The 24,752-nt window shown below is 63.2% G+C and carries 18 protein-coding genes; 6 read left to right on the top strand and 12 right to left on the bottom strand.

Going from position 1 to position 24,752, the window contains the following annotated elements; translation table 11 throughout:
* Positions 1 to 158: 158 nt before the first annotated feature.
* Both P6U25_RS22710 and P6U25_RS22715 read left to right on the top strand, forming a co-directional pair.
* The gene (locus tag P6U25_RS22710; protein ID WP_407146998.1) at positions 159 to 2,030 is read left to right on the top strand and encodes a caspase domain-containing protein; all 1,872 of its coding nucleotides are present in this window, start codon (positions 159 to 161) and stop codon (positions 2,028 to 2,030) included.
* A 15-nt stretch (positions 2,031 to 2,045) separates the two neighbouring features.
* Positions 2,046 to 3,038 (top strand): hypothetical protein, encoded by a 993-nt coding sequence (locus P6U25_RS22715; protein ID WP_407146999.1) that lies wholly within the window; start codon positions 2,046 to 2,048, stop codon positions 3,036 to 3,038.
* A 2-nt stretch (positions 3,039 to 3,040) separates the two neighbouring features.
* Here the strand turns inward: P6U25_RS22715 and P6U25_RS22720 are convergent, their stop codons facing one another.
* From P6U25_RS22720 to P6U25_RS22730, 3 genes are read right to left on the bottom strand one after another with little or no spacing between them, the layout of a single operon-like run.
* A complete protein-coding gene (locus P6U25_RS22720; RefSeq protein WP_407147000.1) occupies positions 3,041 to 3,697 on the bottom strand; it encodes a DUF4384 domain-containing protein in 657 nt (218 codons plus the stop codon).
* 22 nt (positions 3,698 to 3,719) lie between these two features.
* A complete protein-coding gene (locus P6U25_RS22725) occupies positions 3,720 to 5,513 on the bottom strand; it encodes a caspase family protein (RefSeq protein ID WP_407147001.1) in 1,794 nt (597 codons plus the stop codon).
* A 57-nt stretch (positions 5,514 to 5,570) separates the two neighbouring features.
* On the bottom strand, positions 5,571 to 7,292 hold the full coding sequence (locus tag P6U25_RS22730; RefSeq protein WP_407147002.1) for a hypothetical protein: 1,722 nt from the start codon (positions 7,290 to 7,292) through the stop codon (positions 5,571 to 5,573).
* 158 nt (positions 7,293 to 7,450) lie between these two features.
* Between P6U25_RS22730 and P6U25_RS22735 the strand changes: the two genes are divergently transcribed.
* Entirely contained in the window at positions 7,451 to 7,732 is a 282-nt protein-coding gene (locus tag P6U25_RS22735) for a hypothetical protein (protein ID WP_407147003.1), read from the top strand.
* 50 nt (positions 7,733 to 7,782) lie between these two features.
* The gene (locus P6U25_RS22740) at positions 7,783 to 8,811 is read left to right on the top strand and encodes a DUF4424 domain-containing protein (RefSeq protein ID WP_407147004.1); all 1,029 of its coding nucleotides are present in this window, start codon (positions 7,783 to 7,785) and stop codon (positions 8,809 to 8,811) included.
* 9 nt (positions 8,812 to 8,820) lie between these two features.
* Here P6U25_RS22740 and P6U25_RS22745 read toward each other — a convergent pair whose 3' ends face one another.
* From P6U25_RS22745 to P6U25_RS22785, 9 genes are read right to left on the bottom strand one after another with little or no spacing between them, the layout of a single operon-like run.
* On the bottom strand, positions 8,821 to 10,629 hold the full coding sequence (locus P6U25_RS22745; protein WP_407147005.1) for a protein kinase domain-containing protein: 1,809 nt from the start codon (positions 10,627 to 10,629) through the stop codon (positions 8,821 to 8,823).
* Complete coding sequence (locus P6U25_RS22750; protein ID WP_407147006.1) at positions 10,626 to 11,402, bottom strand: PP2C family protein-serine/threonine phosphatase; 777 nt, start codon at positions 11,400 to 11,402, stop codon at positions 10,626 to 10,628. Before P6U25_RS22750 ends, P6U25_RS22745 begins: the two co-directional genes overlap by 4 nt.
* A 6-nt stretch (positions 11,403 to 11,408) precedes the next feature.
* On the bottom strand, positions 11,409 to 12,110 hold the full coding sequence (gene tagF, locus P6U25_RS22755) for a type VI secretion system-associated protein TagF (RefSeq protein ID WP_407147007.1): 702 nt from the start codon (positions 12,108 to 12,110) through the stop codon (positions 11,409 to 11,411).
* On the bottom strand, positions 12,107 to 15,652 hold the full coding sequence (gene tssM / locus P6U25_RS22760) for a type VI secretion system membrane subunit TssM (RefSeq protein WP_407147008.1): 3,546 nt from the start codon (positions 15,650 to 15,652) through the stop codon (positions 12,107 to 12,109). The genes tagF and tssM overlap by 4 nt, the downstream gene beginning before the upstream one ends.
* Before the next feature lie 43 nt (positions 15,653 to 15,695).
* Positions 15,696 to 17,222 carry a type VI secretion system protein TssL, long form gene (gene tssL / locus P6U25_RS22765; protein ID WP_407147009.1) on the bottom strand — a complete coding sequence of 509 codons (1,527 nt, stop codon included), beginning with the start codon at positions 17,220 to 17,222 and terminating at the stop codon, positions 15,696 to 15,698.
* On the bottom strand, positions 17,219 to 18,556 hold the full coding sequence (gene tssK / locus P6U25_RS22770) for a type VI secretion system baseplate subunit TssK (protein ID WP_407147010.1): 1,338 nt from the start codon (positions 18,554 to 18,556) through the stop codon (positions 17,219 to 17,221). The genes tssL and tssK overlap by 4 nt, the downstream gene beginning before the upstream one ends.
* A 49-nt stretch (positions 18,557 to 18,605) precedes the next feature.
* Complete coding sequence (tagH, locus tag P6U25_RS22775; protein ID WP_407147011.1) at positions 18,606 to 19,982, bottom strand: type VI secretion system-associated FHA domain protein TagH; 1,377 nt, start codon at positions 19,980 to 19,982, stop codon at positions 18,606 to 18,608.
* 12 nt (positions 19,983 to 19,994) lie between these two features.
* The gene (locus P6U25_RS22780; protein ID WP_407147012.1) at positions 19,995 to 20,558 is read right to left on the bottom strand and encodes a DUF6931 family protein; all 564 of its coding nucleotides are present in this window, start codon (positions 20,556 to 20,558) and stop codon (positions 19,995 to 19,997) included.
* Between the two features lie 5 nt (positions 20,559 to 20,563).
* Complete coding sequence (locus P6U25_RS22785) at positions 20,564 to 22,432, bottom strand: type VI secretion system Vgr family protein (RefSeq protein WP_407147013.1); 1,869 nt, start codon at positions 22,430 to 22,432, stop codon at positions 20,564 to 20,566.
* A 347-nt stretch (positions 22,433 to 22,779) separates the two neighbouring features.
* Here P6U25_RS22785 and P6U25_RS22790 point away from each other — a divergent pair, with 347 nt between their 5' ends.
* Both P6U25_RS22790 and tssB read left to right on the top strand, forming a co-directional pair.
* Complete coding sequence (locus P6U25_RS22790; protein ID WP_407147014.1) at positions 22,780 to 24,090, top strand: ImpA family type VI secretion system protein; 1,311 nt, start codon at positions 22,780 to 22,782, stop codon at positions 24,088 to 24,090.
* Between the two features lie 124 nt (positions 24,091 to 24,214).
* A complete protein-coding gene (tssB, locus tag P6U25_RS22795) occupies positions 24,215 to 24,739 on the top strand; it encodes a type VI secretion system contractile sheath small subunit (RefSeq protein WP_407147015.1) in 525 nt (174 codons plus the stop codon).
* Positions 24,740 to 24,752 lie beyond the last annotated feature (13 nt).

The following is a 24,752-nucleotide window of genomic DNA, read 5'->3' on the forward strand; positions in this document are numbered from 1 at the left end:
ACTGCGTCGAACGACAACATGAGGAATGGATCGGGCTCATAATTGTCGCTGTACGCGGACAGGTGGCCGCCAGTAGCGTGCGAATTGGTTCACTGAGCATTTTTTAGGGCCATCTTCGCAAGGCTACCTGTCTTCGGGCAGCCGCAGGATGTTTCGCCATGAGATTGCATAGGCACCTCCGCGTTTGCCTTCTTCTTGCTGCTTCACTGTTCCTGGCCTGCCAGCCGGCTTGGGCGACCAAGCGCGTGGCCTTGGTGATCGGCAATTCCAGCTATCAGAACGTCCCATTGCTTCCAAACCCGGCCAACGATGCGGCCGCCATCGCCGCAACCTTGAAAGGCGCCGGCTTTGATGTGGTTGACTCGAGGCTCAACCTCGCCGCCAGCGACATGCGGCGGGCACTGAGAGATTTTGCCGATCAAGCGCGGGATGCCGACATTGCGCTGGTCTACTACGCGGGCCATGGTATCGAGATCGACGGGACGAACTATCTGATCCCAACAGACGCGAAACTTGAACGCGACACCGATATCTATGACGAGGCGTTCTCGCTCGATCGTGTCCTGCTGGCGATCGAGCCGGCGCGGCAGCTCCGTGTCGTGATCGTGGATGCGTGCCGCAACAATCCCTTTGCCGACACGATGAAGCGAACGGTTGCATCGCGATCAATCAGTCGCGGGCTGGCCAGGGTCGAACCCACCGTGTCCAACACGTTGATCGCATTCGCGGCGAAGGCCGGATTGACGGCGCTCGACGGCAACAGCAAGAACAGTCCTTACGCGACGGCTCTCGTGAAATATATCGCCAAGCCGGGGCTCGACTTGCGCAGAGCTTTCGGCTTCGTCCGCGACGATGTCTTGCAAGCCACGGGCAACCGGCAAGAGCCTTATGTCTACGGCTCGCTGGGCGGCGAGGACGTCGCTCTCGTCCCCGCGCCCAAGACGGAGGAGCCGACGCAAGCGGCCAATCCCCAGTCCGAGATTCGTCGTGATTACGAGTTGGCCTTGCAGCTCCGCAACAAGGCCGCCTTGAACGCGTTCCTGAGCCAGCATCCGGACGGATACTACGCTGATCTGGCCAAGTTGCAGCTTAATCAACTCGAGGCCGAGGATGCACGCGTCGCAGCGATCGAGAAGGCGCGGCAGGCCGAACAACAGCAGGCGCGGCTGACGTCCCAAAACACCCAGCAGGCCGACCGGGAGAAAGCGGCCGCCGATCTCAAGGCAGCGGAAGACGCCCGCATTGCCGCCGAAAAGGCAAAGCAGGCGGCGCAGGACCAGGCAGCCGAGGCCGAGCGGAAGCGAACTGACTCGGAAACCGCAATGGCTGCCCTCTCCGGAAACAAGCCGGCTGTTGAGAATACCGTCGCAGGCAATCCTGAGACCGTCGCGCCCGTGCAGGCTGACAAGGCTCCCAACCTCGCCGCGCTGAGCCCGGAGCCGCGCCCGACTGATGTTGCCAAGACTGATGCCGACAAGAGCGATATCGCCAAGTCCGTGCAGAGCGAGCTCAGCCGCGTCGGCTGCTTCACCGGTGCCATTGATGGCCAATGGAATGCGGCTTCGCAGCGCTCGCTGGCCCTCTTCAACCGGCACGCGGGAACCAAGTTTGACGCCAAGCTCGCAAGCCTTGATGCGCTTGACGCGATCAAGCTCAAGCCGTCGCGGGTCTGTCCCCTGATCTGCGATCACGGCTACAAGGCCGACGGCGGCCAATGCGTGAAGATCACCTGTGCCGAGGGCTCGTTCCTCAACGACGACAATGAATGCGAGAAGCGGCGCGGGAAGAAGCCGGTTGCAAAACGAAATACAGACGAGCGTCCGTTACGTGCGGATCGTCCAGCCCGCGAAAGGCGAGAGCCGACAGTGGACGCTCCACGACGACAAGCGACGGCGAGGTCCGGCGGCAGCACCGGTCAGATCGTTTGCGATCAATATCTGTGCCGACAGGTGCGGAGCGGCTGTCACCTCGAGTACCGCGGCGGCGGCGGTCCCGGAGGCAACACCGGCAATGTCGAGGTCTGCCACTAGACGCGGAGCAGCCTTGTGGTGGCGTGCGAGCTTGAGCAGAAGGACGTCAGCGCCTTTCCGGGGGTGACGCTCTTCACGAAGCGCCAGGCGCCCGGCATGAAGCCGACAGCCGTCTATCTTCCGCCAAAACACGTCACAGCCGCGACCAAGTTCGATGTCGTAATCTGGCTGCACGGATTCTACGTCAAAGATCATGAATTCCTGTTCCACAACGATCCGGCGCGATTGCGCGAGCAGGTCCGCGATTCCGGCAAGGACGTGGTGCTCATCGCACCATTCCTGGGCTACGAATACGCCGTCGCCGACGGCTTTGCCGGAAGCTACAGCGTCAAGGACCTCGCAAGCCCGAAATGGGGCGAACGCTACCTCGATGAGATCCTCGGGGCTCTTGCAAGCTTCCTGGGCGCCTCCTCCACGTCCATTCCTCAGCTCCAGATCGGCAGGCTCATCATCGCCTGCCATTCCGGCGGCGGCAATGCGATGCGCAATCTCGTCGGAAGCCTCGGAAAGTATGACTCGAACCTGACGGCATGCTGGGGATTTGACTGCCTCTACGGTGCCAGAGCGCAATCCGACGATGCGACGTTCTGGTACCAGTGGCTGTCGGGACAGAGCGGCCGCGCACTCGAGATCGTGTACGGCCCCTCAACTCTGCCACAATCCGTGAAACTGGACCTGATCGGACGCGGGCTGGCGACAATCGACGGCAATCGAGCTCAGCCACAGCGCCCCGCCCTCAAGAACCTCAACGTGACCCTGGGCCATTACGACTTGTTCCCAGCGTTCGGGCAGATGGTCCGGGTCAACGATCTGGACCCGGCCTTCGTGGATCGGTTCATGATTCCGCAGGTCGCCGACCAACCCCGGTTGCACCACAGGCCGTCGCCACAGCACGGGGAGTTTCTCCAGCAAGCCATCTCCAACGTTCGCGACGCTTTTCCCTTTCCGAAGGATATTCATTACATGATCGCCCGGGGTGGCTTCTTCAGCCGCCTGAGCAAGCTGTAACCTCACGGAGGTCGCTTGATGGAATAAGGCTTGACGTCGAACGACCAGTTGTTGGTCACCAGCTTTCCGCTGCCGTCGTCCGGTACCCGCAGCTCACTGGTCCAGGTCGACAAATAGCTCAACGCTTCCGCCTGCCCTTGCAGCTTGCGGGGCAAGTCGGGCAGATCGAGCAACTGCACCCGCCGCTCGCTCAGGATCGCCACCATCAGCGCAGCCCCGGTCGGCGGCGCGACGACATATTCAAATCCGCGCTGCCGCGTCGCCGGCGTCGGAATAACGAATTCGACCCCAGGCCTGACGAGATTGATGTCGCGTCCGTCCGTCTGCGCCAGCAGCTCGGGAGTCGGAAAGATCTGAGACATCCGCCCTTCCGCGTCGACATCGACCAGGATGAGATATCCCCGCTTCCTGGCGGTCACGCCGAACGAGATCTTGGCACCGACGTCGACTGTCTGGCTCGGCAGTATCTCGAGGGACACATTTGCTGTATTGGTCTGCCCGCGTGCGGCCTGTACGGGCCAAACCCGTGGTGCGTTCGCCATATTTACATATGGCGATGCCGATGGCGGCGGCGCTGCCGACGCAGCCCCGCTTCCCGCCAGCAGCAGCAGGAATGCGAGCCAGGATCGCTCGTGGAGGATCGGCTGCGATGACGACATGGCCGGTGCTTCTCCCCAAACGTCAGGGAGCGCTGAAGAAGCCGATCGAGGCAATCCGTGCGTCCGCAGGCAGGTAGCGCTCGAGGCTCTTGATGACCTGCCCCGAGGCACGGCGGCGATTGAGCTGCATCAGCACCGTCTCGAGGTCGGCCATGCGCTGTTGCGAGGTCACCGCAATAACCTGTTCCGCACCGAACGGCTCGCCCACCCTGAGTGGCAACCGCAGGCTTGCCGACCGGGACAGCGCCGCATCCGAACCCACCGGATACAACATCTGGATGGTACCATCGCCGGACACGTTGAACAGCAGCACCGCCCTTGAGGCCACGTCGGACAGGTCAACTTCGATCGTCTGGCCGGCACGCTGCTGTCGATCGTCCGGCCAAATACGCATCATCTGCGGTGACCGGGTCGCCATGCGCTTGAGCTCGCGGATCGCTGCGGTCCGGTCAACCACCGTCGGCAAACCCGTCACGTCCACCCCATAGGCGACCACATCACCCCAGGCGATCACGTCGTGGGACACAGGGTCCCATATCAGGTCCGGATTATCCGTCGGTTGAACGGCCTGCACTGTGACGTCCTTTGGCGTCACGCCCGCAAAATAGTTCGTCTTGCCGTCGAGCGCTGCCAGTCGGATCGGTGCCGTGAGACGAACAGACGTCGGCGCGGGGTTGGTCGGAACCGCGCTGGTTGGAGCTGCCTTGGTCGCAGCGGCTAATGTCGGAATCGTGGGCGCCTTGGCCATGACAGTCGACGGCGCCTGCGCCTGTCCCTCGGCGGGCGCCGCCGCTCCGGCCTGACCAGAGGCCGCTCTCGCGGACGGTCCCTGGATCAGCACCACGCCGCGTGTCAGTTCGAAGGCGACATCGGTTTCCGGCGTCTGCGCCGGCGATGATATCGTCACGATGTTCTGGCGCTGGTCCGAGAGCTGATACACCACCTGCCGAACATTGCTGAAGAGCTCCTTGAGCGTCACCTTGCCATCGTGATTGATGTCCGCGCTGCCTTCCATCGCCCGCGCCACCGCGTAGCTGAGAGCCCCGCGCAGACCATCGATGCCGGGAATACGCACTTCCGGCGCCTTGGTGTAGCGATCAACCGCAGCCAGGAACGCGGTATGGTCGAAATCGAGCTCGGACTTTGGATCGTTGCTGTCCGATACCGGCTTCAGTTCGTCGACCAGCAACGTGTAGCGCGGCACCTGCCGGAAGCTCATCTCCGCGGCACGCGGATCGATATCGCGCACCATTCCGCCGCCATGACAAGTGTCGGCCACGAAGATCACCTTGGCGCCGCGCAGCTCGAACTGCCGAATGAAATGGTTGAACTCACTGCCCAGAATGCGCTCGACGGAGCCGCTTGGCGTCGTTTCGAAGCCCGGCAGCAGAAACACGTTCTCCATCCCATCCGGTTCCGAGCCTTTGACGCGCTCCGGCTCCTGGCTGCCATGACCGGCGATCGACAGAAGGATGAGGTCGTTGTTCCTGGTGCGCTCCACCAGCGCGCTGATCTCACGCAGGACGCTTGCCCTGTCGGCTTGGGCGTTGGTCAGCTCGATGACATCGCCAACACCCATGGACTTCAGGCTGGTCACGATGTCCGTTGCGTCGGCCACCGCGCCCTTCAGCTTGCGCACGTGCTGATAGTCGTCGATGCCGATCACGAGCGCGCGTACGGCGGCACCGTCCGGATTGCTGATCGACAGGCCATCTGCCGCGTGCGCCCGCGGGATTGCCAGACCGATCAATACGGCGAGCCCGATCGTGACGAATAGCCGCCCGACCCCGCGATCAAGTCCTCTGGGCATCCGCATCGTGACCCACCTCGCCATCATGCCTACCCATTCTGTAGCGCCAACGACACGCGTGGTTCAGCGTCTCTTAGTTGCCGTTTTGCGGCCCGCCGGCGCTTCGGTCTCCTGATAGGCGCTCGCCGAAACGGTGGTCTGATCATCCGCAAAGGCGCGAAAGCGGACCGGAATGTAGCCGCGCGCGAGCAGACTCGCCAATGGATAGACGTTGCGGCAGACGCGGCCGTTGCAGCCTCCCGTCGAGGATTCCATGACCTCCGCCTTGCGATCGGGCGTGAACCGCAGGAACAACATCACGTGTGAGCCCGGCTTGTTCAACGCATCGCCAGGCTTGAGGTCCCACGGATTTGCCACCGGCGCTGCGATCGCGGGAATGGCGGCGGTCGTATAGTGGACGGACAGTCCCCACGCGGCGCTGACGAATGCCGAACAATCAACGCCCGCCACATCCGGGCGCGGCGCGTTGCGGGTGCAGACATTTCCGGCCAGCGTCCCGCTCTCGATCCGTTGCCGGAAGTTCGCGAGCGAACCGTGGCAACCCCAGCAATAGGGTACGCCGCGCACCTCCTGGTTCACCTTGCCCTGAAGATACCACGGCCGGCGAATCCGATTGAGGCCGCTGCATTGGCTGTCCGGATCGCTGCCGTAATTCGCCTGCGTCAGCTTCCACTGGAAGCCTTCGAATGCAAACGCGGTCTCGATCGCTTGCTGACGATTGGATGGCCGCACAGCGGCTGTCGCGCTGAACTTCACCTCGGGTTTCTCCGCCGGCGCCGCAGCCGCTCGCGACGGCCGCACGTCGATCGCCGCAACTTTACCTAGCGGACGGAATCCGACACCAACCACTTCGATACCGTCCGGCTTGGTGCGCAGGAAATACACATCGCCATCGCCCGAGACCGTGACGAACCGCCTCGTCAGCGGCGTATTTTCCAAGGGCAGTTCGTAGATTCCCTCGAGACGGCCGTTCGCGGCATAACGCGCGACGAATGTGGAGGCGTTCTTCCCCGATGGCGGAATGTCCTCGGCCAACACATAGAAGCGGTCGCTGTTGTCTATCTCGAGAAACTCCACGGTGCCGAGCTGGTTGCGCACGCGCAGGCCGAGCTGTGCAATGATCTCGTTGGTGACCATCGTCTGGATCTCGATCCGCACGCTGGCGTTGCCCTTGTCCGGAATGATGTCGGCGATCACCGAGCCCTTGCTTCGGGACGCGACATATTGCCGGTCGGGTTGCCGCGTCGTCTTGACGATGGCCGCGCGGGTGTTCTGATCAAGCAAGTCGGTCGCGCTGTCGAGCGCCTGCGATCCCATCTGCGCGAAAGCCGAGACAGCGACCTGATCGTCCGCACCACGGCTCGAGACCTCCTCAAGCTGGATCACGTCGCCACCGAGTCCGCGCGTGGATTGTCCCGGTGCCGCCTTCAGCGTCCGCACCCCGCCGTCCCAGACCATGATGTCGTCGTTGTGGACGACAAGGTCGGTCGGCTGGACGTCCTTCGGCATCTTGAGGACGTCAGGATCGGAGCTCGGCTGCTTGGGATCGAACTGGAGAATGCGGCCGTTGACCTGATCGAGCACAAACAAGTTGCCCTGCCCGTCGGCAGCGAGCGCTTGCGGGCCTGCGAGTTCCACGTCCTCGCTTGCCGGAATGATGCCGACCATGGAAGCCGCCGAGCCGCCGGCAAAACTGCGCACGACGGTGTCGTCGGCATGCGCCCCGACAGGGAGAGAAATCGCGCTAACGATGAATAACCAAATCCAATGAATTCGACGAAGCATGTTCGCCTCAACATACCCCGAACCGAATGCCGCGCCGGACCGACTAACTCGACATGCCGGTAATGCGGCACGTCAATTAGTGGTTGGAAATTTCAATCGCGTTCAATTCATCACCGGACGGTGATCGTCCGAACCTCTTCAGCTTGCGGTGCGAAATCATGGCTCGAAATAGATTTGAGCAGGTCAATGAAGTCCAGCCCGACGCTATCACGCTGGTCCTGAAGCGCGACAGCAATGGCGCCACCGGATCGGTCGTGCTGCCTGCGGCCGCGAGTGGAGGACGGCTAACCACCGACCAGGTCAGCGCCCAATTGCCGGCTCGGGACGCCTTTCGCGGCGCGATCCGGCTGGCCAACGACCTGAAGCTCGCGATCGTGGTGTGCGATCCAGACGCAGTCTGGAAGTCCGAATGGGGCGATCTTTACCAGGCGATCGATTGATCCACACCGGCTGGAACAGGCATATGTTGCGACGCCACATGGACAGTAGCATGGTGGACAAAGCGCTCATCTCGCCGTCGCTTCGACTTCGGACCTTCGCGGTCGCGCTGTCGATCGCGATGACCTGGCCGGCGCGGGCCAACGACTCGGCCGCGGAACTGTCGATCGGCGGGCTCCAGTTCGTTCGCACCAATGACGTGGCCATGGCGAGCGAGGACCTTCATATCGCGCTCGACAGGATCAGTGTTCGCTACCAGTTCACGAACCTCACCAGCAAGCCGGTGACGCTGACTGTCGCTTTTCCGCTGCCGGACATCGACCTGTCTGACGCCGAGACCATTGCGCTGCCGTCGAACGATCCGGTGAACTTCGTCGACTTCGAGACCAAAGTCGACGGCAGCCCGGCGCCGTTGACCATCGATCAGCGCGCTATGGTTGGCAACAAGGATGTCAGCGCCCTGCTCCGTGAGCTCAGGCTGCCGCTGCTGCCGGTCGGTGGCCGCGAGATCCGGGCGGCCGACCTGCCCGCGGCGACCCGAACGCGGCTCGTAGACGACGGGCTGCTTATGCCTGCCGGCATGAGCGACAACGGGCGCCAGCAATATGCGCCGGGCTGGGTTACCAAGACCTCGGCCGTGCGCCAGCAGGTCTTTCCGCCCGCGCGAACCGTCACGGTCGAACACCAGTATCGGCCAAGTGTCGGGTCCAGCCCCGACACCATTCTGCGCTCCAGCCTGCGCCGTAGCAGCGCTCTCAGTCAGGAGGTCGCGCGTTACCGGAAGGAGTATTGCATCCAGGATGCGCTCCTCGCCGAGATCGACAAGCGCGCAGGCGACAGCCAGGCCAACACCGCGAAGCTGCAGGAACGGCGCATATCGTACGTGCTCAAGACCGGCGCGAATTGGGCCGGGCCGATCCGGTCGTTCAAGCTGACCATCGATCCAGGCGGCAGCGACCGCTTGGTCAGCTTCTGTCCAGGGCGGCTCAAGCCATCCTCTTCCGGAAACACGCTTGAATATACGGCAAACGACTTCAAGCCGGATGCCGACCTGAAGATCCTGGTGATCGGAAAGTTCTGAGCGGGCCGATCAGTTCGTCAGCAGCACGTAGCGCGCCGCTGCGGTGATTGTGATCTTGTTGCGCTGCGCCTCGCTGAGCGCCTGCAGGAAAAACGTATCGGCAGCCGTCGGCCGCGGCTGGCGCAACGAGTCCAAGACCTGCGGGGTCGCCACGACCAACAGCAGTTGCGGACCGCTCGCGCGCGCTATCGGAAGCGTAAACGAAAGCGAGTCGATGCCGGGCTTGAGCAGATAAGACAGGCTCTGAACCTCGCCGCGATCAGACACCATGAGCAACTCCACGACGCGATTGGCGAAGTTCTCGATCGTGCCATTGAGCGTTTCGCCGGCCTTCAGCTCGGTCGCCGACAACGTGATGCGGGGCGCTCGCGCCTGATCGCCGCCGACCTGACTCAAGAACTGTACGGCCGGACATTGCGCGGGGGTCACCTGCCTGACGCCGACCGAGGCCTCGAATCCCTGCTCCCGCCGGAACGCCTTGTCGAAGGTCTCGAACGGGGCCGTCGAGGCGCCGAAGCCTTCGATGATGGCGGCGCTTTGGCTCACGGCCACAGGAAGGATGAAGAAGCAGTCACCGCCGGAATATTGGGCCACATATTTGCGGATCCGCTCGGCTCGCCCTGGCCCATCGAGTGCCGGAGTTGGTGTCACCGTCGGCTGCGCCGACAGCTTCACTGGCTCCTGGCGTCCAGGCGGCGGTCCAGCGGGTTCGACCTTCGGGGGTGACGGTGTCCCGGCGAGTTTCGGAGGTGGCGGCAAGGCCGCGACGCCGGGCGCGGACCAGACCATCTTGTAGAAGCCATATCCACCTCCGCCGAGCAGAAGCAGCACCATTGCCACGCCCGCACCCAGCCAGAGGCCGCGCAGGCTCCGCGCCGTTGGTGGAATCCCGTCCCGCGACGCCGGCGCCGTGCTTTCCGGTCGCCGCAGCGGATCGAAGCCGTACATCGGCGTGGAAGGTGTCTCAGCCGAACCGGTCGGCATCCAGTTGGCGACCTCGGCCATGGTTGGACGCAATGCCGGATCAGGCTGGAGCATCTGCTCCAGCAAAGGCCGGATGCGCATGTCCACCGCACCGAGATCGGGCACACGCCGGCGCTTCTCCACCAGTTGAAACTGGCTGCCGCCCATGTCGAGCTTCTGTCCGGTCAGTGCGTGGAACAGCACGAGACCCAGGCTGTAGACATCCGATTTCGCGGTGACCTCATTGCCGTGCAGCCCTACCTGCTCCGGCGATGCGTAATTGTCCTTGCCGGCAAAGCTCGAGCCGATGATGGTCTTGTCACCCACTTGGGTCGACCGGGCGATACCGAAGTCTATGATCTTGGCCCGCCTGACATCATCGAGCGGCACGATGATGTTGTCGGGGGAAACGTCGCGATGGATGATGCCGTGCTCATGGGCGGCCTCCAGACCCGATGCGACGCGCTGCTTCAGCTTGATCAGTGCCTCGAAGGTCAACGGTCCTTCGTCGAGCATGTGCGAGAGCGAGCGGCCGTTCACGAACTCCATCGCGAGGTATGGTCGCTGCAGCACCGGCTCCACGGTGAACAGGAAGTAGCGGACGATCGCGTCATGCGGAAGATTGTGCAGCGCTGCGGCTTCGCGACGGAACAGCGCCAGCGCCGCCTCGTTGTCGATCATGTCGGGCAGCAGCATCTTCACGGCAACCGCCGATCCGGTTTGGATCTCACGGCACTTGTAGACCTCACCCATGCCGCCGGCGCCGATCATCGCTTCGATCTCGTAGATGCCATTGAGGCGGGTGCCGGGCGGCACGCCGTGATAGGACGCTCGGAACGGATCGTTCGAATTCATTGTTGCGACTCCCGATCGAGCGGCGATCGTGTCGGCTCCGAGGATCGCGGCATCAGCAGCCGCACGATCACGATCGTCACGTTGTCGAGCCCGCCGCGATCAAGGGCCATGGCGAGCATGTCATCGCAAGCCGCCTGGGCGCGCCGCGTGACCGCCTGCTGCAGGATCTCGTCATCCTGCAAGTGCTTGGTCAGGCCATCGCTGCAGATCACGAAGATGTCCTCCGGCTCGGCCGGCCCCGTCACCACCTCGAACTCCGGATCATCGGCAACGCCGACGGCCCGGGTAATGGCATTGTTCGGCCAATCCTTCACGTCCTCACGCGACAGCGCGCCTTCAGCGATCAGTTCCTCCAGTTCGCTGTGATCATGCGACACCTGGTTGATGCGGCCGCGGTTGATCAAATAGACCCGGCTGTCGCCCGCCCATATGCAGGCGTAATAGCCGTCGCGCACGAGCAGAACCGCCGCTGTCGTACCCACGGTGGCACCCTGCCGTTCACGGCTAAGTGCCAATATCTGCTGGTTCGCGCTGAACAGCCGCTCCTCGCAGTCCGCCAGCAAGTCAGCCGCCGATTCCGGCGTGCCGATCGTATCGAGCGACTCCACGACGATGCGACTGGCGAGATCACCGGCCTCATGACCGCCCATGCCGTCGGCGACCGCCCACAGGCCGACATCGGTTCGGACCAGACATGAGTCCTCGTTCCGCGCCCGCACCCGTCCGGCGTGGGTCACGCTACCGACGTCGAACGAGGATGGGATGTGGATCATCGCCCGTCATCCCGATTTGGATGCTGCGCGGTCGAGATCGCCGGTGATCAGCGCGGAATAGTGGAACGGATCCGGCAATCCGCGGCTACACAGCGCCAATGGAGGAAAGCCTTCGCCTCCGGCAGTCCACCAGAAGCTGGCCGCCGCATAGACCCGTGGGTTGGCGGCGCAAAGTGCGGCAAACGACCCGGCGAATGCGTCGATCGCCGAAGCCCTCCCGATGGTCGCGGCGCCCAGCGATGTGATCGGTGGACCGTCGGTGACACTCGCCTGAAGTCGTGGCACCGCGAGACGATCGAGCGCATCGGAGATTTGCTCGAAGGTTGCGGCGCGATCCAGGGTCGAAAGCAGGAAGGCCTCCGCCTGCCCGAACCATTCGTCCTGCGGATCAATGTTCGGCGGCGGCAGCGAGGCGTCATCGTCTGTCACCGCGTGCAGCGTCAATGGATAGTACCGCCCGACCCCGTCGAGCGAGGGCATCACTGCACCCGCCACCGTGGTGCCGCAGATCGCGGCGCCGAGCCAGAATCGCCAGACCGGCGCGGTCAGGAACGCTTGCTGCCAGGCTGGCCCAAGCTGGTGGCGGCTTGCCGACAGCGCAGACTGCATCCACGGCTCCCAGGCTTCAAGGAAGCTGCGCGGGGTTGCGATCGCGATGAAATCGCGCTTCGCGCCGATCTTGCCGAACAAACCGCAGCGCATGGTCATATCCCGGTCGGGCAACGGAACTCGCGGAGCACTGACAGATTCAGCGGATTGCGTAACGAACCGGTCGAAATGCGATAGTTGAGCTCGCGCCCGGCGACGATGAAAGTCGCGCTGGCTGTTTCCGCCTTCGCCACCAACGAGCCTGCTTCCAGCATCCGGAATAACGACCAGGGACCGATGCGCTCCAGCACGGACGGCGGGCCGGTGTCGTTGCTGACTGAAATCGCCGTCCGCGGCGATGGGCCCGGCCAGAGGACGGTCGTCGGCGCATTACTCTGTGGCTGTGGTTGCGGCGCCGGCGGCGGACCGGCGAACATGGACGAAGCGGCCGGTGCCGGAGTGGTGGGGCTTGTAATAACGGTGCCGCCGATCTCAGTCTTGACGGTCACACCCGGCTCGCCTGCCCCTGGCGGCCGGATCGCGAATGACACCGCCGGCACGCCCCCGCCCGTCTGGAAGAAGGCATCGCGGATATAGGCCGCATGCTGGAACTGTTTGAGCGTGTCTGGTGAGAACGACCGGCCGACGGGGCTCTCTTTTCGCCACACCCAGTCCGACCGCGACGTGTCGGCATAAGGTGCCAGGTACTGGCTGAAGAACTTGTCCATAACGCCGTTGGGGCTGAACAGCTTGGCGAAGTCCGCGAGCGGGACCTCCTGGCTGCTGCTGCGGACAAACGGATAGCGGTTGGTGATCGTCTGTTGGCAGACCGGCGTGACCTGATCGCGCAGCGTTTGAAGGATCTGTCCGGCGGTCGAGGCCGCGATACTACCTTCGAACTCCCCGGCCGCCGCCCGCAGCATGTCGGAAAACGGCGGCGGCATGCGCGAGGCGTTGTTGCGAAGCGCTGCGACCTGGGTCTGAAGCGCAGCGGTCGCCTGCGCGGTCAGTTGCGGACTCTCGATGATCAGCGTCAGGTTCTGCGCGATGTCGTTCAGATTGGCGATGGTCGAGTCGATCGGCCGGCGCGTGCTCTCGCCTTCGAGCACCGCATGATAGGGCTTGAATTGCGCCTCGATCGTCGCCCCGAGCGGTCCGTCCTGGGCATTGCTGAAGAGTGCCGGCGCCGTCGCCGCGGCGGCCGCGGCAGGCGCTGTAGCGGTCGCGGACTTCGGCCTTTCCTTGGTCAGCATCGTCTCGTCGCGCACCGATTCCAGGATTTGTCGCATCGGCGAAGTCGGCGCCGACAGCGCTCTCAGCACCTCGTATTTCGGCTTGTCGGCGAGCAGCTTCTTCAAGCGCAGGCTGCCCAGCGCCGTTCGCCAGGCCGTCACGAACTCGTTGGAATAGATGTTGAGCAGATCGCCGGCCAGACTGTCGTACTGTTGATCGATGGCCGACTGCTGACCGGCATCGCCCAAGACCCAACGCTCCCGCTTCATGCGCTCCGACAATCCGGGAAGCCGGGAGACGAACTTCTCATGGAAGCCGTTATACGTGAAGAACTCAGGCACCCGCACCGCGTCCAAAGGCTGCCCTGTCGTGGTTTCGAACACGACGGCCATGTCGGGACCTCCGCGGCGGCCGGCGATCCAGTCGCCAGCGGTCGATGTGCGTGCTTCCGATTTCAAAAACTCGTAGGCACGCTGCGACACGCTGAGGCGCGCCAGGGAAGTCTGGGCCTGCTTGATCAATCGGCCGTCAAGCTCGACCAGTGGCGGCTGCTCGGTCTCGAGGTCGAACATCGCCACCAGATTCTCGTCGAGCAGACGCCTCCCTTCCGCGTTGGTCGCGCCGGGATAGAGATTGTCCGCCCAGTCACGTTGCATCCAGGAGCGGATCAGCTCGCGGTCGGGCGCCTGCAGGCCGCCGAGCATCAGATAGACCTTCAGCGCCTCGTAGACGAAGGCAGGTTCGTTGATGCGTGCATTGAGCTGCTCCTCCAGCCGATACAGCAGGCGGGGCCGGAACATGCGCTCGAGCGCCGTGTGATAGGCCGCCTTCGAGGGCGACAACAGCCGGGCGTGCTGGCTCAGCCCATAGCGCGCCGACAGTGCCACCGGCTCGTTGCGCGATTGGTACCCCGCCGGGGCGTTGCGCAGCCGGTAGAGCAGCGGCAGCACCTTGTCGAGATCATGATCGGCGATCAGCGTCTGCTTGATGAGGGGCGCTCCGGCGACCGCGTATTCGCTATCCGCCTGCAGGCTCTGCTCGATCAGATCGGAGTTGCGCTTGTAGCTCGTCAGCCACGCCGCGATCAATCCGACCGAGATCAGGCCGATCAGCGACAGAGCTGCGGTTTTCAGGATCAGTGCACGACGCACCGCGGCACGGTCGGTCGAGACCCAGTCGGCCTCGCCGATGATGACCTTGGAGATCAGATCGGCGAGGAAGTAGCTCTTGCCCGTGCCGGAATAGGATCCGGCGCCGACCTCTTCTGCGCCGAACGTACGCGCCAGCGAGCCGATCAATTGGTCGATCGGCGTGCCCTGCTGTGTGCCGGACGTAAAGTAGAACCCGCGCAGGTTCGCGTTGACGTGATAGCGCGTCGGCTCGAAGATCTGGTTGAGGAAATCGTGGATCTGGGGCTTGAGCCGCGCCATCTGCGCCGGAAAGCCGAACAATTGCACGCGGTGCTGCGGCGTCGGTTCGTCCTGCAGGCGGTCGAGCGTCTCTTCGCTGAGACGCTCCAGCAGACGGTCGAACTCGACCGGGATCTGGCCCACCAGATTGCGGGTTTTGTCGGCGGTCTGGAACGTGGCGCCCCAGACCTGGCGGCGGCCGGCCTCGTTAAGATAGGCGAAGTATTCGGTGAAGCCGGCGACGAGATCGGCCTTGGTAAACAAGGCGTAGACCGGGAAGCTGACCTTGAGCCTTTGGTGCAGCTCGAGCAGGCGCATCCGGATGGCATCGGCGTGAAGCGCGAGCTCCTGCTTTGGCAGCGTCAGCACGTCTTCGATACTGATGGCGACAAGAACGCCATTGATCGGCTGGCGCGACCGGCTCTTCTTCAGGATGTCGAGAAACGCCAGCCAGCTATCCTTGTCGGCCTTGCTGTTGGAATCCTGGGTCGTGTAGCGGCCGGCGGTGTCGATCAGCACGGCTTCCTCGGTAAACCACCAATCGCAGTAGCGGGTACCGCCGACGCCCGCGATCGCCGCCGGCGTCGCCCCGCGCGCGAGCGGAAATTTGAGCCCGGAGTTGACCAGCGCCGTTGTCTTGCCGGCGCCGGGCGGACCGATGATGACGTACCACGGCAGATCGTAGAGATAGCCCGACTTGTTGCCGCTTGCAGTCTTGAGCGTTGCGAGCGCATCCTTCATGCGCTCCTTGAGCACCGGCTCATCGCTGGCTGGTTGATCCGCGCCTGCGATGCCGTCGGCAATCTCCTTGGCATTCTTGCGCCGCTTGAACAGATTGAGGCCGACGATGCCTGCCACGGCCGTGGTGAGCAGCAGAATGGCAATCTCGCGGACGATATGGCTCTCCAGCGGACGCCAGTCGCCGAACGCGACAAAGGGACCGGCGAAATAGATCACCGCGCCGAGAGAGCTGAGCCCGACGCCGTAGAGAACGATGCGGAGAATGTCCTTGGCAAGCATCTAACCCTACCTGTCGCAGACCGCGTGAGCTGGCGGTATCTGCCTATTCGCTGCGTTCGATAAAGATCTCGACGCGCCGGTTCTTGGCGCGCCCCTCAGGTGACGTATTGCTCGCGATGGGCGCATCGGCTCCCTTGCCCTCGACGTCGACGCGCGAACCGTCGGTCAGGCCCGGTTTCAATGCGGCCGCAACTGCCTTGGCGCGCTCGACCGACAATTCGAAGTTCGAAGGGAAGCGCACGGTGTGGATCGGTGAACTGTCGGTATGGCCGACGACCCGGATTCGTCCCGGCTCCTTGTCGAGGGTGGCCGCGACACGGGCTGCGACCGGCTTGAAGCCGTCGAGGATGGTGGCCTGCCCCGACGCAAACAACGCCAAGTCGCAGACCCTGATCACAATGAAGCTCGCGGTCTGGTCCGCCGTCATGGCACAGGCGGTGTTCTCCTTCGCGAGCGCGTTGCGGATGCGCTGCAACTGGGTGATGCGGTCCGGTGGCGGCGGCGGTGGAGGCGGCGGCGGTGGCGCAGCAACCTGGCGCTTGAGCTCGATTGGGTCGCCCGGATGCAGCGCGAGCGCGACCTGGGCAGCATTCTCTGCGCGGCCAGCAAGGAGCGTCCGCAGGACGAAATAGGACCCGGTCAGCAGCGCGGCAGCGACGGCCGCCACCAGCCACACCGGAATCCGCAAGCGCTGCCGGCGGCCAGCCAGCGCCTGCCCGCGCCAATTGGGCGACAGGTCGCCCATCGTCTTGGGCCGGACCCGGCGCAGCGTTTCATAGAGGTTGCGCTGGATCACCTGCAGGTTCGCAAGCCCACCCGCCGACGTGCGGTGAATGCCCTGGAAGCCGAGCGCAAGGCAGGCGTGCTGAAGCTCGAGCACCGGATAGTTGACCAACGGATCAGCCTTCAGATGGTCGAGGATCTCGAAGAAGCGGACGCCGCCGACCCGCTCGCCAAAGAACCGGCTCAGCATCGAATATTGCGTCCAGACGTGGCGATCCTCGGTCGGGATGTGTTGCACGATGTCGTCGGCCGTGGCGCACAGGATGTATTTCGCCGTGTTGGCCTGGTGCTCGGAAATGCCCGCGGAACGGATATCCTTCTCGAAGAATTTGATGGCGTCGGCGACCTGCTCCATGAGGCTCGCGAACGACGCACGCATCAGCGCCACCCGCAACCGGCCAAGCAACTGCAGCAACGGACCCGCAGCGCGCATCACCGGATTGGCGTTCGGCGCAACCAGATCGTCGACGCGCAACGGCGGTCCCGGCGGCACTATCGGATGCGGCGTCTGGGCTTGCGCTGACGTCGAGATCCACTCTTCGGTCGGATGACTGATCGGTGCGGCGGCGTAGCCCGGGCCCTGCGGGACAGGAGAAAAGGATGACAGCGGCGCCGGCGCGTCAGCGGAAGGCAGAGGCGACGGCGAATAGGCCGGACGTGCCGCAGGTCCCTCCCCCGGAGGAGGCTCGGAGGTCGGCGCCGGCGGCACCTTCCCGCCGGGGTTGGGACGGATGATGGTCCGTTCACCCCGACCGAAAGGATTGACCGGCTTGTCCCTGTCGTTCATGGCCTGTCTTCCAGGATAGCCCAAAGGTACAGCTCGAGCTCTGGCCAGTCGCCGGAGAAGTGCATCCCGATCGAGGCCGCGGTGCTGAACTCGGGCCACAGCGGCGACTTGCGGTCGAGATAGAAGTAAACGTGATCCGTGATGGCCCGGATGTGCGGCGGCGGCGTCGGCAAGTGCACCAGCGTCAGCCCCGGCAGGTTTGCGTGCACGATCTCGTTCATCTTGGTGTTCGGGCCGACCTTGAACAGGTGCGGGAAGTCGTTCTGAATCTCGACGAGCGGCCGCCGTGCGGCAACCTCAAGCACCAGCGTCGCATTGCGGAACAGCGCCCGATCGCGGATCGGCGATACGAAAGCGTTCTGCGCGCGTTCGATGATTTCCAGCCGGATCGCCCGACGACCCAGTCGCGCGCTCAGGAAGTCCTGAATGTCGCTCACCAAGGGTGTGAAGACGTTCTCGAGATCGTCATGATCGTACGCCGGATAGTTGCGCGCGCGCCGCTCCGCCGTGGCAAATGTCGCAAGCTCACCCGCGAACCTCAGTAATTCCTCGTACAGCCGCTCGGGGTGCACGCAGCCCGAACGCTGGAAATGGGTCAGCACAGGAATCGTGCGATTCAGGACTTGCAGCACGAGGTAGTCGACGCTCTGCAAGCCGCCACCGGACGACGGATCAACTGCGTAACGCGCGAGCTCGTCGAGCTTGGTCTCGACCCAGCCAATGATGCGGTTGAGCCAGCCATCGATGATCGGATGTGCGGCGCAAACCAGCATCGGAGGGACGAATTTGTCGTCAAAAAGGATATTCTTGTCGCGTACCTCCAGAATGCGCGCGATGCCGAGGCCCATGTATCCGGGCTTGCTGGTCTTGCGAAGTTCGAACGACAGCCGGGGATAAGCGATGTCGATCTCTTCCTCGATGCGCAACGCCGAGGTCGAGTCAATGAAGGTCTCCGAAGTACGAACGTAACGACTGGCACTGTCGGTGCGGTCCTCGTCCACCTCGCGGGTGTTTGGCGCTGCGACCGGCATCATCAGCCAGACGATCTGACCTGCGGCCGAATCCGGCACTTCGATTGCCTCCGGGATGGGGCTATCCGCAGGAATATCGAACGGCGTTCCGTCCGGCATGACGCCGGACGCATTGCGTAGCGCGAACTTGCTTTGCTCAGTAAGGTCCCTATCGATCTCGAGCTGAGCGAAGCCCCAGGGGTAAGGAGTCGTGTAGCGAACGCGCTTCTCCAGCAAATGTTCGATGTAGCGATCGTTCTGCTGCAGATGATGCGGTCGCAGAAACAGACCTTCTGACCAGAAAACCTTGCTGTACCAAGACATTCCTGCATCCACTTAGCAATTTGTCGGCGACCGCGTGGTCGCCAGTAGTTCATTTTGACCCGGCCTTGTCGGCGCGGTCGTAATAGTCCGAGAAATGCAACATAAAGGTATCGATCGGCGCGCTGCTGTCGCGGCCGAGATGCGCCTTCCAGCGCGTCAGAAATTCGTCCCAGAGCTTGCTCTTGTTCGTGCCGAGCCAGGAGCTTGCGCCGCGCTGAAGCTCGAGCTCTCGCGCCATCAGCGTCGGATCGATACTGGCGATCAGCTCATGGACGGCGTGCTGCATCGCCGTGTAGGTCTTCAACTGATGCAATTTGAGGTCGCTGAATCCTTGTGCAAAGGCACGCTGCGCGCCGAGGTAGCTACGCGTCGGCGGCCCGAACAGAATGCGCATCGCCTCTTCCGAGGTCGGCGAAAACTTCAGCGGATTGTTCTCGATGGCCTGGATGGTGGTCTGGCTCGTGCTGCGGGTGAGCTGCTTGGCCTGTGTTCGCGCCTGCAACAGCGCCATCAGATTATCCACCGTCATGCGCAAGATGATGCCAAGCTGTTCAGCGAGCTCGGCATCGGTGCTGTCGGCGAAGAAGTTGTCCGGCAATCCGGCCGCGCGAGCCACCAGCGGAGTGAACTCGGCACGGCCGACTGGCGAGGCCATGGCAGCCCCTCCGGCTGCTGGCTGCGCCGGTCGCGGCGCGTCACCCTGCGGCCGCGATGCTGACGGCGTTGGCTCTATAGCCGCAGGCTCATCACCGGCCCACGCCGACGGCCGGCGCGGGATCGGTACGGCGGGCGGGCGCTCGACCTGCGGTTTCGGCGCGGCGACCGGACCGGCCGCCCAGCTCATGTCATCCTGGATAGACGGCTGGTACGGTGGCATCGGCGATGAACGTCGAACAGGGTCCACACCCGGCGCCGGGACGCTCGCTGCCCAGTCCAGAAATTCGGGATTGACGGGCCGCGCGGCCTCGCGCGGCGTCTTCAACTGCTGCGGATCAATCGGCGGCGGCACGTCACGATCGGCCGCCCAAAGCTCTTCGCCATTCGCGTGTTGCCGGACGGGTGGCTCGTGCGGTTGTGCGTCATGGTAAGGGACACGATCGCCACCCTCACCTTCCAGCGAAACCGCGATGATGTAATGGCCGATCGTGAGCCGATCGCCATCCCGCAGCCGGTGCGGCGCCCGCATGCGGTGGTCGGCGCCATTGAGAAAGGTACCGTTGGTCGAGACGTCGTGCAGCCAGTAGCCGCCGTCGCGAAAATGCACCTCACAATGCTTTCCCGAAATCATCCGCGCCGGGTCCGGCAACGTCCAATCGAGGTGGCGGTCGCGGCCAATATCGACCGAACGCCGGCCGGTGACCGCAAATGACACAGGGCCGCCGTCGGGAAGATTCGGTTCGTTCTCGATATGGAAGCGAAGCACCATCACATCGTCTCGTCAGCGTGAAGGGCGCGGTTCGCCGCGTGCCAATTGAATACCATCCTCCAGGCAAGCCGTCATTATCCGGTCGCGGCAGTCGCGGGGCAGCCGGCAAAGGCCGATCAGCAGGGCCGCACGCACCGCTCGCGCGGCTTGGTCTGGCTTGGCCTCGACCGGCGGAAATTCCGCGGGAACCACGCTTCCGCCGGACCAGCCGGCCGCCAGCGCCAGCCATGTCGCCGGCTGCTCGGGATCGTTGGCATTGCCAACAGCCAGCGCCTTGTTCCGGGATTGCTCGTCCGGTTGCCGAACCCAGGTCTCCGTGAAGTTCAGCGACCTAGTATCGTTGGCGTCGAATTGGTCGAACATGCGCCGCAACGATCGACAGCCCCAGGCAATGGCCACGCGCCTGGGGAGCAGATAGGCGCAGAACGACACGGCCTGGTGCCAGTTGCGTGCATCCGCAGCCTCCTGAAGGAAATCCAGCGAAGACTTATTGGCGTCGGCCTTGCCGACATCATAGCGCGCCATGGGATAGGCCTGCAGCAGATCCTGAACCATGGCGAACCGAAGCTGACCCATGAGCGTCATCCGACCAGGGTTGGCGTGCCGTGGGCCACCAGCGGGCCCCCGGCCGCAAGTGCCATCGCGCCTTGCGCCGTCATGGCGATCGTCGGCGCGTTGATCACGATACCTGCGGGCGACAGGATGATCTGGCTGGGACCAACCTGCAGCGTGATGTTGACGTTGGCCATCAGTGTAATGCTGATGCCGGCGTTGACCGATTGATCCATCGCAAGCGTGATGTGTTGACCGCCCAACTCGATATCGAGCTTGTCGTTGCCGTTCTTGAGCGTGGTCTTGCGCGTGTCACCGCCCAACGCAGCTTCGCCGATGGTCCGCGTCTCGCTGTCGCGGACCGTGACGTCGTAGTCCTTCTCTGCATGGAGCGTGATCTTCTCGGATCCCTTCTTGTCCTCGAAGCTCCATTCGTTGTAGCCGCCGCCCCCCTTGGTGGAGTCCGACTTCAATCCGGCGATGGTCTTGTTCGACGGCAGATCGTAGGGCGGCTTGTATTCGTCGTTGTACACGGTCCCGATCACCAGCGGCCGATCCGGATCCCCTTCCAGGAATTCGACCACCACTTCCTGTCCGACCCGCGGTATGACCTGGCCGCCCCAGCGCTTCCCGGACCAGACCTGACCCACGCGCAACCGGCACGATCGCTTGTTCTGATGGTCCCAGAAGAAGCGGACGTAGATCTCGCCCAGTGACTCGACGTCAATTTCCTCGTTCGAAGTATCCTTCTTGGCCACCACCTTGGCCGTCTGGATGCCATTGATCCTTGGCTTCGGGGTCATCATCGGTGCCCGGAACGGCCGGTCGCTCGGCAGAAACTCGTAGCTGCCGAAATAGACGTGTTGTCCGGCATCGCTGAGACCACCGGACCGATAGGATTCGATCGAGAACGAATGGGTGGCGCGCACCGCGAGATATTCGATGTTTTGCGAATCCTTGGAGTGCTTCGCGAGCCTGGTCAATCCGCCGGGGAACAGGTTGACCGCGTCGCCATTGCCGCGGCGCCGGCGATCCATCGCCTGCTCGGCCTGGAGTTGGATCTTCGCGTAGCGCTCGCCGTCGGATTTCTCCTTGTACTTGCCGGGGTAGTCGTAGAACTTCATCTCCGAGCGGGCGTAGTGCTCGGAGCCGTTGGCATCACAAAGCATCTGCGCATTAGGCTTCTCGTAGTTGTAATCCTTGAGCTCGACCTTCCCGGTGCGAAACCGGCGCTCGGAGACCCACTCGTAGATGTGCTGCTCCCCTCGACGGTCGGCGCCGGTCAGTGGGATGTAGGGAATCGTGGCGAGGCCCTGGATCGGACTGTGCGACGACTTGGAGTCTGCCAGCACCAGCGTGTGCTTACCGCCCTCATGCTTGAAGAAGTAATAGATGCCATGCTGTTCCATGAGCCGGCATACGAAATTGAGGTCGGTCTCACGATATTGAACGCAATACTCGAGCTCCGGGCAGGAGCCCTCCTCAGTCAGCCTGGATTCAAAATCCGTGAAGCCACGTTCGGTGAAGACCTCCTTGATGATGTCGGGTGCCTTCTTGTCCTGAAAGATCCGGCAATCGGTGGTGCGCGACAGCAGCCATAACCATGGCCTCAGCACGATCCGGTAACTGAAATAGTCGTTCTTCACGCCGAGCCACTGCGCTTCCGTCAGAATGCCGCTGAATTCGCGCTCCTTTCCATGCAGCTTGATCGTCAGCGTGCACTGCTGACCGATCGCACGGTCGAAGTCGAGATCAGCATCCTCGCTGAGACATTCGATGCGATATTCAAACAGTTCGCTGAGACCTTCCGAACCTTCGAATCCGACAAAAACCAGAACGTCCTTGCCGAGAGGCGTCTTGAGTTCGCAGAGCCGGGTATCCTGGGTAAGCTGGCCCATGTGGGCGTTTAAACTCCCTGACTAGCCACCTGATCGGCCGCAGCACAGCAGATCAGGCGTCACGCAAGAACCACGGAAATCCCGCCCGCCACTGGCAGTGCCGGCAAATCCGCCCCGGGGCCGAGCCTCCTGACGCGCCACAAGCAGCCGTCCAAAGAACCACCCCGGCCCTCAAGTAGTCGGCTTCAAGAGCTTGCCGGTTCACGCGAAAATGTCATGATCGTCGGGAGTGAACCGGGACCGGCAAGCATCTGACCCATAAGCAATCGGATCATGATGCCCCCTGCGTGATCCGCCACCGTCGCGTTCGGCAGAGGGGCCATGGCCGAGCAGAGGACGATCCTCGCATGCTTGATGTCGCCTCCCTGACACAGCCGATAGCCGCGGAAGATCCCTGCGGGCCGGATCTCGACGCCATCGGAGACGTCCAATATCTCAACTTCTTCGCAAGTGCGGAATCGCTGCTGCCGATGTCATTCTTCGAGGTCGTCAACGCCAACGGAGAGCGCGGCCGGTTCGATCCGAAGGCGGTCGACTTCGCCGGCCAGTTTGCCGCCGCGCAGCCCCTTCTGGCACGCACCCGCGATCTGCGGCTGAACGTGTTGCTGGCCAAGTTTTCCATCCTCAACCGTGATCTCGACGGCTTTCTCAACTGCCTGAGGGCAACCAACCTGCTGCTGCGCGAACAGTGGGACGCGGTGCATCCGAGGGGCGAGGACGGCAACTATGCACTTCGCGCCGTCACGGTCGAAGCCATCGACGTGTTTCCGACGGTGATCAATCCGCTCCAATTCCTTCCTTTGATCGAGAACCGCAGGCACGGCAGCCTCAACTACCGTGCCTATCAGGTGGCCAAGGGCGAAATTCCCGCTGGCGACGCCGACGTCGACGGGCCCGATCTGGCGACCATCGAGCGCATCGTCAGCGAAACGGACCTCGACACACTCAAGGCCGCCAGCGCGCGGTGCGCCGCCGTCGCCACCGAACTGTCCGACCTCAAAGCGATCTGGCACGAAAAGTTGAACTCGGGCCAACCGATCAGCCTCGACAGGCTCTCCGGCCTGGTGAACGAAATGGCTGCCTGGCTTGCGGGTCTCGTCACGGCACGTGACCCGGCTGCGATCGCCGCACCTGCTGAAGTCTCCGCCGTCGACGAGCAAGTGGCGCCCGACGCGATCGGCGTGCTGGCCTCCTCAGCGCAGGCGTCCGCAGCGCTTGCCGCTGTTGCCGACTACTTTGCCCGAATGGAACCATCCAGCCCGGCGCTGTTGCTGGTGCGTCAGGCGCAAGAGATGGTCGGCAAGTCGTTCATCGAGGTAATGCGGATGCTCGTGCCGTCTCACCTGGAGAACGCTGCGATCAACATCGGCCGCGACAAGGTCTTTGACCTGCCGATCGAACGGATGGCGGAGCTTGCCCCCGCGCCGTCATCGACGACCGAGAGCGATGCTCAAGATATTGTCTTTTCAATAGAAAACAGGGCTCAAGCCCTAGACTTGCTGACCAAGGTGGCGTCGTTTTTCCGGGCCGCGGAGCCCTCCAGCCCGATCCCGTTTTTGGTTGATCGCGCGCGCGATCTCGCACAACGAGACTTCCTCAGCCTGTTGAATGACGTCCTGCCCGAGGGCGCGCTGAAGACAATCGACAAATCGCATTGAACCCGCTTTTCGCTCGAGCGGACTAACCGGACATAAGGAAGCTTTGCCGACCGTGAGCTGAGGCGCCTTGTCACTCCGCGTCGCGCAAATCGGCTTCCCAAAGCGATTTCGTGGAGAGGAAATCATGGCTACCGACAGCGGTCAGAAATTCATTCGGCGCAATCGTGCACCACGCGTGCACATCACCTACGAAGATCCATACGATGCCGAGCGGCTGATCGAATTGCCGTTCGTCATGGGCGTCCTCTCTGATCTGTCCGGCAACAATCCCGGGGTCGAGAAGCCGAAGGTCGAAGAACGCAAGTTCCTCGAGTTCGACATGGATAATTTCGACAACCGCATGGCGGCGATCCAGCCCGGCGTGACGGCCCGCGTCGCCAACCGTCTCAGCGATGCCGACGAGAAACTCTCCGTCAATCTGCGCTTCAACAAGATGGCCGACTTCACGCCGGTGGCGGTCGCCCGCCAGGTGCCGGCTACGGCCAAGCTGCTCGAGGCGCGCGAACAACTCGCCAACCTGCTGCGCTACATGGATGGCAAGGTGGCCGCCGAGGATCAGCTCAAGAAACTTCTCGCCGATCCTCAACTGATGGCCGCGCTGCACGAGCGCGCCACCAGCCAGTCTACCGAACCCGACGTTCAGAGCTAAGGGAAGGAATGGG

The sequence above is a fragment of the Bradyrhizobium sp. ORS 86 genome, assembly GCF_045571475.1.
Classification (GTDB): Bacteria; Pseudomonadota; Alphaproteobacteria; order Rhizobiales; family Xanthobacteraceae; genus Bradyrhizobium.